This is a genomic window from Streptomyces sp. NPDC001858, assembly GCF_053594615.1.
On the sequence record NZ_JBSFEV010000002.1, the window covers coordinates 421,697 to 435,500 of the forward strand.

The 13,804-nt window shown below is 72.0% G+C and carries 10 protein-coding genes; all 10 read right to left on the reverse strand.

Annotated elements, in window-relative coordinates:
* Positions 1 to 5 precede the first annotated feature (5 nt).
* The 10 genes from ACWCPF_RS04455 to ACWCPF_RS04500 all read right to left on the reverse strand — a co-directional run bounded on the left by ACWCPF_RS04455 (position 6) and on the right by ACWCPF_RS04500 (position 13,804).
* Positions 6 to 1,352: a vWA domain-containing protein gene (locus tag ACWCPF_RS04455; RefSeq protein ID WP_451043431.1), complete on the reverse strand. Its 1,347-nt coding sequence runs from the start codon at positions 1,350 to 1,352 to the stop codon at positions 6 to 8.
* Between the two features lie 160 nt (positions 1,353 to 1,512).
* Positions 1,513 to 2,889, reverse strand: coding sequence for a PP2C family serine/threonine-protein phosphatase (locus ACWCPF_RS04460; protein WP_451043432.1), 1,377 nt, complete (start codon positions 2,887 to 2,889; stop codon positions 1,513 to 1,515).
* Positions 2,890 to 2,892: 3 nt separating this feature from the next.
* Positions 2,893 to 5,583 carry a tetratricopeptide repeat protein gene (locus tag ACWCPF_RS04465; protein WP_451043433.1) on the reverse strand — a complete coding sequence of 897 codons (2,691 nt, stop codon included), beginning with the start codon at positions 5,581 to 5,583 and terminating at the stop codon, positions 2,893 to 2,895.
* A gap of 2 nt (positions 5,584 to 5,585) precedes the next feature.
* On the reverse strand, positions 5,586 to 6,959 hold the full coding sequence (locus tag ACWCPF_RS04470; RefSeq protein WP_451043434.1) for a hypothetical protein: 1,374 nt from the start codon (positions 6,957 to 6,959) through the stop codon (positions 5,586 to 5,588).
* 95 nt (positions 6,960 to 7,054) lie between these two features.
* Positions 7,055 to 8,086 (reverse strand): glutamate ABC transporter substrate-binding protein, encoded by a 1,032-nt coding sequence (locus ACWCPF_RS04475; RefSeq protein WP_451043435.1) that lies wholly within the window; start codon positions 8,084 to 8,086, stop codon positions 7,055 to 7,057.
* Between the two features lie 44 nt (positions 8,087 to 8,130).
* A complete protein-coding gene (locus ACWCPF_RS04480) occupies positions 8,131 to 9,510 on the reverse strand; it encodes a hypothetical protein (protein ID WP_451043436.1) in 1,380 nt (459 codons plus the stop codon).
* A 171-nt stretch (positions 9,511 to 9,681) separates the two neighbouring features.
* The gene (locus ACWCPF_RS04485) at positions 9,682 to 10,671 is read right to left on the reverse strand and encodes an N-acetylglucosamine kinase (protein WP_451043437.1); all 990 of its coding nucleotides are present in this window, start codon (positions 10,669 to 10,671) and stop codon (positions 9,682 to 9,684) included.
* Positions 10,662 to 11,927, reverse strand: coding sequence for a 6-phospho-beta-glucosidase (locus tag ACWCPF_RS04490; RefSeq protein ID WP_451043438.1), 1,266 nt, complete (start codon positions 11,925 to 11,927; stop codon positions 10,662 to 10,664). The genes ACWCPF_RS04485 and ACWCPF_RS04490 overlap by 10 nt, the downstream gene beginning before the upstream one ends.
* Positions 11,928 to 11,934: 7 nt before the next feature.
* Entirely contained in the window at positions 11,935 to 12,831 is an 897-nt protein-coding gene (locus tag ACWCPF_RS04495; RefSeq protein ID WP_451043439.1) for a carbohydrate ABC transporter permease, read from the reverse strand.
* A gap of 4 nt (positions 12,832 to 12,835) precedes the next feature.
* On the reverse strand, positions 12,836 to 13,804 hold the full coding sequence (locus tag ACWCPF_RS04500) for a carbohydrate ABC transporter permease (RefSeq protein WP_451043440.1): 969 nt from the start codon (positions 13,802 to 13,804) through the stop codon (positions 12,836 to 12,838).

Consider the following 13,804-nt stretch of genomic DNA (forward strand, 5'->3'; position numbering starts at 1 on the left):
TCAGGTCACTTCTTTACACGAACAGTCTTTGTGGACCGGGTCTCGAGCGTCATCTCGTCGGCGTCCGCGACCTTCGCCTTCAGTCGCACAGTACCTGTCGTGGCATCGACCACGTCCACCACCTTCGCAAGCAGTTTCGCAGTATCCGCGTTCCCCGAGACGTTCGCGAGCTGAACGGCCCGGCCCAGTTTGGCCGTTGCTCCATCCATATCGCCCGCTTTGCGTAGATCGAGCCCTTGTTGGATGACCTGTGCCAGTTCGGCCTGGCCCGTGTAGTGCGCGACCTGAGGGTTGATCGACGTCGAGGCGGCCATGTCGTCGGTCCACACGGCGCGGACGAGACCCTGCGCGCCGAGGTTCTGGACGCTGCCCTCGGGCTGCGGGATGACCAGCGAGACCCGCGCGGCCAGCATCTCCTGGCCCAGGCTCGCGGCCGGGACCTCGACGCACACGTGGTAGTCGCGGGACTCGTCGCCCCAGGAACCGGTGGGGTAGTCGCCCGCGCGCGGGCCCGCCTCGGTGCGGCGTCCGGTGAGTTCCTCGACCGTCGGCGCGACCTGCTTGACGAACTTGACGGTGGTGCCGACCGGGGTCCACAGCCGCAGGGCGACGTCCGCGACCTCCTTGCCCATAGCCGTCTCCATCATCTGCGTGAAGTCGGCGGCGAGGCCGGCCGGGTCGGCGACGATGTCGGCGGTGCCGAGCAGGGCGGAGGCGATCCCTGTGACTTCTTTCACTTCCCAGTCGGTGCCCACGCCGCGGGCGTCACAGGTGAACCGTCCGGCGCAGGAGTCCAGGGCGGCCTTCAGGTCCTCCGGCGACTCGTGCTCGTTGCGGCCGTCGGTGAGCAGGATGCCGTGCCGGATGGCGACGTCCGCCGTGGACAGCAGCCGGTCGGCCAGCCGCAGCCAGGTGCCGATCGCGGTGCCGCCGCCCGCGCTCAGCCGGCGCAGCGCCTGCTTGGCCTGCTCGCGGGTGCTCGCGTCGGCGACCGCGAGCCGGCCGCCGCCCGGGTACACCTCCTTGGCGACGTGCGTGCCGCCGATCACCGCGAAGTGCACGCCGTCGCGCAGGGTGTCGACGGCGGCGGCGGTGGCGTCACGGGCGTTGCGCATCTTGGTGGGCGGGTAGTCCATCGAGCCGGAGCAGTCCACCATGACCGCCACCGCGGCGGACGGGCCCTCGCCCGGCGAGTACAGGTGCGGCGCGGCGACCGCGCTGCCCACCGTGCCGCCGCCGGTGGAGGTCACCGTGACGATCGCGCTGACCTCGCGGCCGCCCTCCGGGAGGTACTCGTTCTGGTAGACGTCCACCGAGAACTGCGGCACGTTCGACTTCGAGAAATTGGCCATGCCTACTCAAATCCCCCTCGAAAACCCTGTGTTCGCAGGGCGATGTCTGGGTACGGGCCGGTCCCCACCGGCCCGTACGCGTGCTTCCCCGTGCTTGCGCGGGTTACGCCGTGTTGCTCCGCGTCACCCCGCGTCACCCGTGTTTCCCCGTTTTGCGGCCTCAGGCCGATCCTGCCCCCTGTACGGGGGCGGGGAACGGCACGACGGCCACTGTTACGTTGTCGTGGCCCCCGCCGTCGAGGGCGTGACCGACCAGGACGCGTGCGCTGTGCAGGGGCCGGACGGCGGCGTCCGGCGGGACGACCTCGGCCATCTCCTCGGCCGCCTCCGCGTAGTTCCACAGGCCGTCCGTGCACACGACCACCACACCCGGCCGGTCGGGTTTGAAGGACGCGGTGTGCGGCTCCAGTTCGTAGGCGTCGGCGCCGAGCCAGCCGGTGATCGCGTGGGCGCGCTCGTCGGCGTAGGCCTCCGCCTCGTTCATCAGGCCCGCGGCGACCATCTGCGCGGCCCATGAGTCGTCCTCGGTGAGCCGGGCCGGGGGCGAGCTGCGGTCCGCCGGGACCCAGTAGGCGCGGCTGTCGCCCACCCAGCCGACGACCAGCAGCCCCGGGGTGACGACCGCGCCGACCAGGGTGCAGGCGGGAGCGTTCTGGTGCGGGGCGTGCTCCCGGGCCGTGGCGGGCTCGGCGGCCAGCGCGTTGACCGCGTGCGACGCGGCGACGATCGCCTCGTGCATCGCCGCCTGCGGATGCGTGCCCTGCGGCAGGGCGGCCAGCAGCGACGCGCTCGCCGTCTTCGACGCGGCGAGCGAGGCGTCGTCGGGGCGGGTCGCGGAGGACACGCCGTCGCAGACGATCGCCACGAGGGCCGGCGAGCCGTCGGGCAGGGCGGTGCAGCCGAGGCCGAAGGCGTCCTCGTTGCGGTGGTGGCGCAGGCCGCGGTCGCTGACGGCGGCCAGCGGGCCCGATTCCAGTTCCATGTGGTCCCGTTCGCGCGGCTGGGCGTGCCCGCAGTTCTCGCAGTAGCCGTCGTCGTCCACCCGGCCCGCACGGCAGGCCACGCACACCTGGGCGGGCTCGGCTCCCGCGGCGGCCTCGGCGGCGACGCGCGGGTCCGGCGCCTGCAGCGCGTACTCGTCGGGCTCCGGGGGCCGGTCGAACCGGACACCCGTGGCGGGGGCGGGAGCGGACGGCGGCGGGGCGGCCCCCGGGGGCGGCGGCATGCTGGGGCCGTGCGGTGGCGGCACGCCGGGGCCGTCCGGTGGCGGCAGGGCCGCACCGGTGGCGCCCGGCAGTCCCGGTCCGGCGCCCGGCACGGGCGTACCGGGTGCGCCCACGCCCGTGTTCCTGCCCGGCCCCTGCACAGGAGCCGGCTGCGCGGAGCCGTTCATCGTGAGGGTCGGGTGGTCGTCCGGGCGCGGCGGGACGGCGGACAGGTCGTATCCGCAGGCGCCGCAGAAACGGTCACCCGCGTCGAGCGGCTCCGCGCAGCTCGGACACGTCGGCAGGGCGGCCTGCCGGGGCATCTGCGACATCAACTACACCCACGTCCGGGGGCGGTAACGATTGGCACGTTCCACCAGGTCGATCCTCTCCTCGCCGCCGGTCGCCAGCCGGGCCAGCGTGCGGTACGAGCGCTCCAGGCCGAAGCGCAGCCCCCGCTCGTCCAGTTCGCTGCCGAGCAGCACCCGGGCGGCCGGGCCGGTGCCCTGGCCACCGGAGAGTATCCAGTCGAGGGCGCTGCCGAGGACTTCCGCGGACAACTGCTCGCGCCGCGTCGGATCCAGACCGTAGGCGTCCAGTGCCTCGACCTGGGCCGCGGCGGCGGTGAGGTCTTCCAGGAAGGGTACGTCGGTGGCGAGGGCGGTCCGCAGCCGGAGCCGGGCGCGCACGGCCGCCACCCGGGCCGCCGTGTAGTGGATGGAGGACTCCGGCACCGACTCCAGCGTCCGGACGGCGCTCCGGCGGTCGCCCGCGGCGAGCTGCACGCGCGCGAGGCCGAACGCGGAGCTCACATAGCTCGGGTCGGTCGACCACACCAGGCGGTAGTACTCGGCGGCGTTGTCGAGCTGCCCCAGCACCTCCGCGCACAGGCCGAGCGCCAGCTTGGGCGCGGGTTCGCCCGGGAAGGCGTCGTAGATCGCGTCGAAGGAGAGCGCGGCGCCCTCGTGGTCGCCGGTGACCAGCGAGGCCACGCCCCGGTACCAGACCACCCGCCAGTCGTCGGGCCGCTCGCTCTCCAGTGTCCGGAGGGAGGTGAGAGCGGCCTGGTGGTCGCCGTTCTCCAGCCAGGCGCGGATCTGCCGCAGCCGGGTCTCGATCGACGGCGCGGGCGCGGCCGAGAGGGCTGTGATCAGCTCGCCGGGACCGGAGGTCAACAGGCCTGCGAGGAAGCCCGCGTTGGGGTCGGTGGGGTCGACGTGCGGGACGGGCAGCGCGAGGGCCGCGGCGGGCGCGGGCACGGTCTTGACGATGCCGGGGGTGGCGCCGGGCACGACGGTCGGCGAGGAGCCGCCCGACGCGAGGCCACCGGCGCTCGGCAGTGCCGGCACGGCGCCCGCACCGGGGCCCGTACCGGGCAGCGAGGCGCCGCCGGCGAACGCGGGGGCCACGGCGGGGACGGGTGCGGCGCCGAGGGACGGCGTGGCCGACGCGCCCGTACCGTCACCGCCGCCGAGGGCCGCCGTCGCCGAACTCCCGAACAGCCGCCGGGACTTGACCGCGGCGACCCGGGAGCCCAGCCGCGAGACCTCGCCGTCCAGCTTCGGGAACAGCTCGCTGTCCGTGACCTTGACCTCCGGCCCGAACAGGGTCGACAGCGCGGGCCGCGCCCGGCCGGTCTGCAGCGAGACGACCTCGCGCAGCACGCCCGTCAGCTGCTCCGCCATCTCCTGCGCGGAGGCGAACCTGCGGGCCGGATCGGGGTCGGTGGCGCGGACCAGGAGCCGGTAGAAGGACTCGTACTGGCGGAAGACCTCGATGTTGTCGGGGTCGGGCAGGGAGTCGACGAAGACGGTCGTGTAGCCCTGGAAGTCGAACGTCAGGACGGCGAGCGTACGGCCCACCGTGTACAGGTCGGAGGCGACCGAGGGGCCGACCTCGGCGACCTCCGGGCCCTGGTAGCCGACCGTGCCGTAGATGGCCGACTCGTCGTCGTCCATTCTGCGGACCGCGCCCATGTCGATCAGCTTGAGCTGGTCCTCGGTCTGGATCGCGTTGTCGACCTTGAAGTCGCAGTACAGCAGGTTGCGGCTGTGCAAATGGCCGAGCGCCTCCAGGGCCTCGATGCCGTACGCGCACGCCTGCTCCACCGGCAGCGGGTCCCGCTTGCCCGCCGTGGTGCGGCGGTCGTTGGCGATCTCCTTGAGGGACTTGCCGCCGACGTACTCCATGACGATGTAGCCGTCGAGCGAGCCGGTGCGCTGATCGAGGTGTTCGACGAAGTTGTAGATGCGGACGATGTTGGAGTGCTCGATCTCCGCGAGGAAGCGCCGCTCGGAGATCGCGGCGGCCATCGCGTCCTGGTCGCCGGTGTCGAGGAGGCCCTTGAGGACCACCCACCGGTCGGAGACCGCGCGGTCCACCGCCAGATACACCCAGCCCAGGCCGCCGTGCGCCAGACAGCCCGCGACCTCGTACTGGCCGTGCACCACATCGCCGGACTTCAGCTTCGGGACGAAGGAGTACGGGTTGCCGCACTTGGTGCAGAAGCCCTCCGTGCGGCCCTCGCGCTCGCTGCGCGAACGGCCCACCGGCGCACCGCAGTCGGAGCGCGAGCAGAACCGCTTGCGCTCGGGCACCTCGGGGTTCTCCAGCACCATCGCGCGCGGGTCGGGACGCGGCACCTGCGGCACCGAGACCAGGCCGACGCCGAGCCGGGCGCGCCCGGAGGAGCCGGCCGTCGAGCCGGAGCTGCGCACCGACACCGAACGGCCCGTCGACTTGCCCGAGAGCGAGCGCGACAGCCGCCCGGACACCGAGCGGCGCGACTTCGACGACTGCGACGACGTCCGGGAGCTGCGGGCGCTCTGCCCGCTGGAGCGTGAACTCGCGCTGCCCGAACCGCCCTTGCCGCCGCGGGTCACGCCGGTCGGCGGGGAGCCGACCATGCCGGACGACGAGACGACCGGGGCCAGACCGCAGGTGTCGCAGTACAGCTCGCCGCCGCCCACGTCCTCGTACGAACCCTCGCAGCCCGGCCGCTGACACGACTGTCCCGCCTGACTCATGGCTACTGCTCCCCCCTACGGTCCTGAGGTCCGCCCTGGTCCGGCACGCGCGGCGCCGTGAGCAGTTCGGCGGCCGCCTGCTGGTAGCGCAGGACGGCCTGTTCGGCGACGCGCAGATCGCACGGCGCGCTCCACAGCATGCGGCGTGCCGCGTCGTAGCGCTCGATGAGGAACGGGTCCTCGGCGAGCCCGTGCCGGGCGACCTTCGCCTTGTACGCGTCGAGGCGGCCGCGCAGCTCCGCGCGGACCGCCAGCGGCTGGGTGACCTCGGTCAACGACTCCCGGGCGCGCAGCAGTTCGTCCTCCGCCTTCTCCTCCAGGGACTCCAGGAGCGGCGACAGCCGGTGCCACTGGGCGTGTCGGCGGTACTCGGCGGCCGTCGCGAGCTGCTCCTGCAGCACCGTCGGCGGGCCGCTGACCACCGGCACCTCGGTCGCGGCGATCTTCGCGAGCACCTCGCCGCGCGCGGTGCGCGCCTCGGCGAGGGTGCGGTCGGCGCGGCTGAGGATGTCCCGCAGCTTCACCAGCCGCTGCTCGGCGTCCTGGCGGACTGTCAGGACGGCGTCGATCTCCCGGCGGACGTCCTCCAGGGCGCGCGCCTCACGGTCGTAGACCGTGGTGTCCGGACGGCCGCCGCCCGGGGCCGAACTGCCCTGGGTGGGCGTCCAGTAGGCGAGCGGGTCCGACACGACCTGCTCGCGCAGGGCGGTCAGGGTGTGCGTGATGCGCTCCAGGTCGTCGCCCGCCGGGTGCTCGCCCGGGCGGACGCCGACGGAGTGCGCGAGCCGGCGGGTGCGCTGGAGCTCCGCGGCCAGTAAATCTATCCGCGCGGGCAGCGCCGACCACACCGCGTCGGCGGCGACGACCATGTCCAGCGACGACGCGTACAGCTCGTTCATACGGTCGACGAGGGTGCTGAGCGAGAAGCTGTGGCTGAGCTTGCCCGCGCCGTGCAGCGTCGGCGCCTGGGCGGTGGCGGCGGCTGAGCCGGCGATCGAGCCGGTGACCGGTCCCGCGACGGATCCCGCGACCGATCCCGCGATCGTGACGGACTCGCCGCGCAGCAGTTCGGTCAGCTCCACCAGGTCCTCGCGACTGGACCAGCGGCGGCGCGCGCGGATCTCGCGGGCGCCGCGCAGCGCGTCGGCGTACGCGTCGAAGTACGCCCACAGCAGCGTGATCGACGCCTCCGCGGACGCCCAGCGCTCCTTGGTGACGCCGGTGAGCTCGGCGCCTTCGAGGAGCCTGCGGCCCGCGTGGTCCTGCAAGGCGAGGAGCGAGGTCTCGATCGCCTCGTGCTCCGCGCCGAGCCGCGCCAGCGCACGGTCGACCTCGTCCCGGTCCATCACCGGCCCGGGAGGTCCCGTGACGCCCATCGATCACCTCTCGCTGCCGTGTCGTGCCGTGTCGGTTGTCTGCTGCCCTGCCCCGCCCGGCGGTCCGCCTGGTGCTCCGCCCGGTGTTGCGTCCGTCAGCTCTTGCGCAGGTACTGCGGCGGCGTGGGCGGCTGCGACTTCGCCGCGTCCGTGCCCAGTGTCGCGGACAGCCAGGTGTCGTACGAGGTCTGCCAGCCGCTCGCGCGGTACTCGACCAGGATCTGGTTGACCCGGCGTACCAGATCGCTTGCGTCCTTCTTCATCGCCACGCCGTAGTACTCGGTCGTGAACGGGGCGCCCTTGAGCTCGACCGTGGGGTCCTGGGCGGCCTGGCTGGCCGCGAGCGCGCCGTCGGTGACCACCGCGTCGACCTCGCCGAGCTGCAGCCGGACCAGACAGTCGAGCTGGTTGGGGACGGTGGTGGAGATGTCGACGGTGGAGGCGAGCTTGTTCGCCTTCTTGTCTTCGTCCAGCTGGGTGTTGGCCGTCGAACCGGTCGCCGTGCAGACCTTGTTCTTCGCCAGCGTGTCGTCGTAGCCCGTGATCGGGGAGGACTTGGGGGCGAGGACCTGCTGGCCGGTCTTGAAGTACGGCGCGGAGAACGCGACGTCGGCGAGCCGGCCGCACGAGATCGTCATCGTGCGCACGATCATGTCGACCCGGCCCTCCTGGATGGCCGGGATGCGCTGGTTGGTCGGGATGGCCTTGAACTGGACCGCGTCCGGGTCGCCGAGGATGTCCTGGGCGATCCGGTGGACCAGGTCGATGTCGAAGCCCTCCAGCTCCGCGCCGGTGTTGTTGGGGTCGCGATAGCCCCAGCGGTAGCTGTTCTGGTCCACGCCGACGATCAGCTTGCGCTTCGCGCCCTGCCGGGCCTTGATCGCCGCGATCGTCGGGCCGTCCGCGGTCGACGGCGCCAGCGTCTGCTTCTCCGGGGCCGTGCAGGTGGCGTCGGCCGCCGGACTGCCCTCGGCGGCGCCCTGGCCGCCCCGGCCCGCGCTCCCCTCGCCGTGGGACTGCGTCCACGGCAGCAGCAGCACGAACGCCAGCGCGAGGGCGCACACGGCCGCCATCGCGCCCACCCCGCCCCAGCCCTTCAGGCCGGCCCGTACCCGTCGCACCCGCATCGCCACGCCTCCTCCCACCGGTCCGTTGCCCGGCGCCCGCCCGTTCACCGGTACTCCGACAGCCTGCGGCCGATGCCGAGGACCGCTCCGGCGGCGCCCAGCACGGCGAGCACGGCGGCGCCGACCGACAGGCCGGTCATCGCGTCCAGACCGTCCCCGGCCGCCTCCTTGAACTCGGTCTGTTCGTGCGCCAGCGCGTCCGCGAGGTTCTGGTCGACGTTGTCGAAGCACGCGCCGGTCGCGTCCTTGCCGCCGATCACCAGGGCGAGCGCCTGCTCGTAGTTGCCGTTGTCGTCCTGCGCGCGAGCGGTGGTGTGGCGCTTCTCCCACTCCGCCATGTTGCTCTCGGCCGACGCGACCGGCTTCTCGCCCGCCTGGTCGTCGGCCAGCTTCGCCGCCTGCGCGAGGCCCTTGCCGAGGGTGGCCATCTCGGTGGCGAACTCGTGGTCGTACTTGTCGAGGGTGACCTCTTTGCCGTCGGCCGTCACCTTCACCGTCTCGGCGCCGCGCGCCACCAGCGTGAGGTTCTCGTTGCCGCGCGCCTTGAGGGAGGCGATCCGGGCGTCGTGCAGGACGTTCAGCGAGCGCACGCCGTGCTCGTAGGAGTCCTCGAGACCCGCGCGGGCCACGGTGTGCCCGACGACCAGCCAGAGGAGGACGACGGTGGAGGCCGCCGTGGCGGCGACCAGACCGTGGTTCAGGACACGGTTCGTGCGGCGGTAGTTGCGGGCCTGCGCCCAGGCCAGACCGGCCAGCGCGAGGACGCCCAGCCCGATCGCCGCCCAAGGGTAGGGCGTGGCGTCGCCGTAGTCCGCCTGAAGGCGCCGGTTCTCCGTCTTGTAGAGCTCCACGGCCGCCGGGAGCATCTCGCCCTGCATCTTCTCGTTCGCGTACCGCAGATAGGCGCCGCCGACCGGGAAGCCCTGCCGGTTGTACGTACGCGCGCGTTCCACCAGGCCCTTGTACTCGGGCAGCAGCTTGTTCAGCTTGGTGATGGACGCCGTGGAGGGCGAGCCGGGGTCGGCGTTGTTGGCCGCGGTGACGAGCTTGGCGGCGGCCGTGTCGATGTCCTCCTCGTACCGCTGCCGGGACTCCGCCGTCTCCTCGCCCCCCGCGAGGAAGCCGCTGGAGGCGGCCGTGTTGGCGTCGGCCAGCGAGCGGTAGATGTCAGCCGCGGCCGTGCTGAGCGGCTGGCTCTTGTGCAGCACGTCGTCCGCGGCGGCCGCGCGGTCGCTCGTCTGCCAGGCCGTCACGGCGCCGAAGGCGACGACGAGGAGGGCGAGGAGGGCGCCGATGATGCGCAGCCGTCCGGGCTCGGTGTTCGCGGCGGCACGCGCCTGGTCCACGCCCTCGGCGAATGCCGTGCGGCGCGTCGGCGGTCGTGTCGTTGTTGCCGGGTGTGCCACGTTGTTGACCTCCCCCATGGTCATCTCTCGCCGCAAGTATCGCTGGCGGGAGTGACATTGCGCACCGGCCTTCACTGGATCTTGATCAGATCGCAGTCACCCCTGTTCATGAATACGCCGTGAGGGGATGTTCGGTTCCCCGGGTCGCCGCCCCCGGACCCCCGTTTCGGCCCTGGACGGGCCTCGTCCTCAATCGCCGGACGGGCTGGGTGTCTCGAAGTGCGCCCGCACTCGTTCCTGCACGTCCGCCCGCGCCCCCAGTCTGTCCAGGCCCAGCAGTGCCGCTCCCAGCACGGGGCGGGCCCGTACCACCTGAGGGACCGCCTTCGGGGCGCGCGCGGCGAGCAGCTCTCGTACGCCGTCGTCCAGTTGGTCGTGGCCGGCTGCCAGGACGCCGCCGCCCAGGAGGACCGGTGCCTCCTCCTCCAGGAGTTCCAGGCGGGTCAGGGCGACCACCGCCATCGTGACCACCTCCTGCGCCAGGCGGTCGACTATCGCGCGCGCGATGCGGTCGCCGGCGGCCGCCGTGGTGAACAGGACCGGGGCCAGTTCGTGGCGGCGGTTCGGTTCGATGCTCTCCAGGTGCAGGGACTCGATCAGGGCGTACATGGTCGGCAGGTCGAAGTGGGCCGGGAGCGTGTGGGCCAGGGCCGTCGCATCGCCCCTGCCGTCCTCCGCGCGTGCCGCGTGCCAGATCGCCTCCTCGGCCAGGCCCCAGCCGCCTCCCCAGTCACCGGAGAGGCGGCCGAGGGCCGGGAAGCGGGCGGTGCGGCCGTCGGGGCGCATGCCCACGCAGTTGATGCCGGCGCCGCAGACGACGGCCACGCCCCGGGGTTCGGCCACGCCGGCCCGCAGGATCGCGAAGGTGTCGTTGCGGACGTCGACGGACGTGCCCCACGCGCGTGCGTGCAGGGCGGCCGCCAGCTGTTCCTCCTCCACCGGCAGGTCCGCGTTGGCCAGACACGCCGAGACATGGGTCGCGGCGGTGACCCCGGCGGCCCGGTACGCGCGCGTGACGGTGTCCGCCAGCGCGTCCATCGCCGCCTCCACGCCCACCACGGGCGGGCGGAAGCCGCCGCCGCGGGCCGTGCCGAGGACCTCCCCGTCGGCCGCCACGACGGCGACGTCCGTCTTGCTGTTGCCCGCGTCGATGGCGAGAACGCTTGCCGTCAGGCCCACGCGAGGTGCTCCCGGTTGTGTGCGATCAGTCGGTCGGTGAGCTGCTCGGCGTACTCGTACTGGCCGATCAGGGGGTGGGCGAGGAGGGCCTTGAACACCCGGTCGCGGCCGCCGTGCAGCGCGGCCGTCAGGGCCAGGTCCTCGTAGGCCGTCACGTCGGCCATCAGGCCCCGGTAGAGCGGGTCGAGGGTCGGTACGGGCAGCGGGGACGTGCCCTTCTGGCCCACCGCCGCCTGGACCTCGATCACCGCGTCGTCCGGGAGGAAGGACAGCGTGCCGTTGTTGAGGGTGTTGACCACCTGGTACGGGCTGCCCGAGCCGGTGAGCAGCGCCGCCGCCAGGTCCACCGCGGCCTCCGAGTAGAACGCGCCGCCGCGCCTGGCGAGCAGCTCCGGCTTCTCGTCGAGCGCAGGGTCGGCGTACATCTCCAGCAACTGCCGTTCCATCGCCGCCACTTCGGCCGCCCTGGACGGCTTGGTGCGCAGTTCCCGGACGACCTCGTCGTGCGCGTAGTAGTAGCGCAGGTAGTAGGACGGGACCACGCCCAGGCGGTCCAGGAGCGGGCGGGGCAGCCGCAGGTCGGCGGCGATCGCGTCGCCGTGTTCGGTCAGCAGGCCCGGCAGGACGTCGTCGCCCTCGGGGCCGCCCAGCCGCACCGCGGTCTCCCAGGTGAGGTGGTTGAGGCCCACGTGGTCCAGGTGCAGATCGGCCGGGCCGACGTCGAGCAGGGCCGCGAACTTGCGCTGCAGCCCGATCGCGACATTGCACAGGCCGACCGCCTTGTGGCCCTCCTTCAGCAGGGCGCGGGTGACGATGCCGACCGGGTTGGTGAAGTCGATGATCCAGGCGTGCGGGTTGGTGCGGCGGACGCGTTCGGCGATGTCCAGGACCAGCGGGACCGTGCGCAGCGCCTTCGCCAGGCCGCCCGCGCCGGTCGTCTCCTGGCCGACGCAGCCGCACTCCAGCGGCCAGGTCTCGTCCTGCTCGCGCGCCGCCTGGCCGCCGACCCGCAGCTGGAGCAGGACGGCGTCGGCGCCCTCCACCCCCGCGTCCAGGTCGGCGGTGGTGACGACCCGGCCGGGGTGGCCCTGCCGGGCGAGGATGCGGCGGGCCAGGCCGCCGACCAGTTCCAGGCGTTCGGCGGCCGGGTCGACGAGGACCAGCTCCTCCACGGGGAGGGTGTCCCTCAGCCGGGCGAAGCCGTCGACGAGTTCGGGGGTGTAGGTCGAGCCTCCGCCTACCACGGTGAGTTTCATGTGGAGTTCAACCCTTCACTCCGGTCAGGGTGACGCCTTCGACGAACGCCTTCTGCGCGAAGAAGAACACGAGGATCACCGGGGCCATGACGAGAACGGTGGCCGCCATGGTGAGGTTCCAGTCGGTGTGGTGCGCGCCCTTGAAGGACTCCAGGCCGTAGGACAGCGTCCAGGCGCCCGGGTTCTCCGAGGTGTAGATCTGCGGGCCGAAGTAGTCGTTCCAGGCGTAGAAGAACTGGAAGAGGGCGACGGCCGCGATGCCGGGCTTGGCCATCGGGATGATGATCTTGAGCAGGGTGCGCAGGTCGCCGCAGCCGTCCACCTTGGCCGCGTCGACGTACTCGTTCGGGATGGTCGTCAGGAACTGGCGCAGCAGGAAGATCGAGAACGCGTCGCCGAAGGCCATCGGGATGATCAGCGGCCACAGCGTGCCCGACAGGTCCAGCTGCTTGGCCCAGAACAGGTACATCGGGATGACGACGACCTGCGGGGGCAGCATCATCATCGAGATCACCAGCATGAGCGTCAGATTGCGGCCCCGGAAGCGGAACTTGGCCAGCGCGTACGCCACCGGGATCGACGAGACGACGGACAGCACGGTGCCGAGGCCGGCGTAGATCAGCGTGTTCTTCCACCAGGTGAGGAAGCCCGGGGTGTCGAAGACCTTCTTGTAGTTGGCCCATTCCCAGGTGTGCGGGATCAGGTCCCGGCTGAGTGCCTGCGAATCGCTCATCAGGGACGTCAGGAACACGAACACGAAGGGGAGCGTGAAGAAGAGGGCGGTCGCGACGCCGATGGAGTGGATCGCGATCCATTCCAGCAGCGCCTTGCGGCGGGCGGTGCGTTCGGCGGGCGAGACGGACGGGGTCCGCACCTCCGCCGGGCGGTCCAGTACTTGGGTCATGGGGTCAGTCACCTGCCTGGATGAGGCCGCCCCGGCGCCGCATGAGGAGCGCGGTGAACGCCATCGACAGGGCGAACAGGACCAGGGCCACGACACAGGCCGAGCCGTAGTCGAAGCGCTGGAAGCCGAGGTTGTAGACGAGTTGGGGGAGCGTGAGCGTGGAGTGCTCCGGGTAGCCGGGCTCGAACATGGTGCCCGCGCCCTGGATCACGCCCGAGGCGACCTTTCCGGCGATGAGCGGCTGGGTGTAGTACTGCATGGCCTGGATGACGCCGGTGACGACGGCGAACATGATGATCGGCGAGATGTTCGGGAGCGTGACGAACCGGAACCGCTGCCAGGGCGTGGCCCCGTCCAGCTCCGCCGCCTCGTACTGCTCCCTGGGCACGTCGAGCAGCGCGGCCATGAAGATGACCATGAGGTCGCCGACGCCCCACAGGGCCAGCAGGGTGAGGGCCGGCTTGGACCAGGTGGGGTCGTTGAACCAGCCCGGGGCCGGGATGCCGATCTTCTCCAGGATCGAGTTGACCGGGCCCGTACCGGGGTTGAGGAGGAACGCGAAGGCCATGGTGGCCGCCACCGGCGGGGCCAGGTAGGGCAGGTAGAACAGGGTGCGGAAGACGCCCGTGGCGGTCTTGATCTTCGTGATGAGGAGGCCGACGCCGAGTCCGAAGAGGACCCGCAGGCTCACCATGATGACGACCAGCCAGAGGGTGTTGCGCAGGGCCGGCCAGAAGAACGGGTAGGACTCGAAGACGTATTTCCAGTTCTTCGTGCCGCTCCACGTCGGCGGTTTGAAGCCGTCGTAGTGCATGAACGAGAAGTAGAGCGTCGAGATCATCGGGTACGCGAAGAAGACCGCGAAGCCGATCAGCCAGGGGGAGAGGAAGGCGAGGGTGCGCAGGGCCTGTTTCCGCTGCTTCGCAGCGAGGCCGGGGCTCCGGCGCTTCGTCCGCAAGGTGAGGGTGGACAT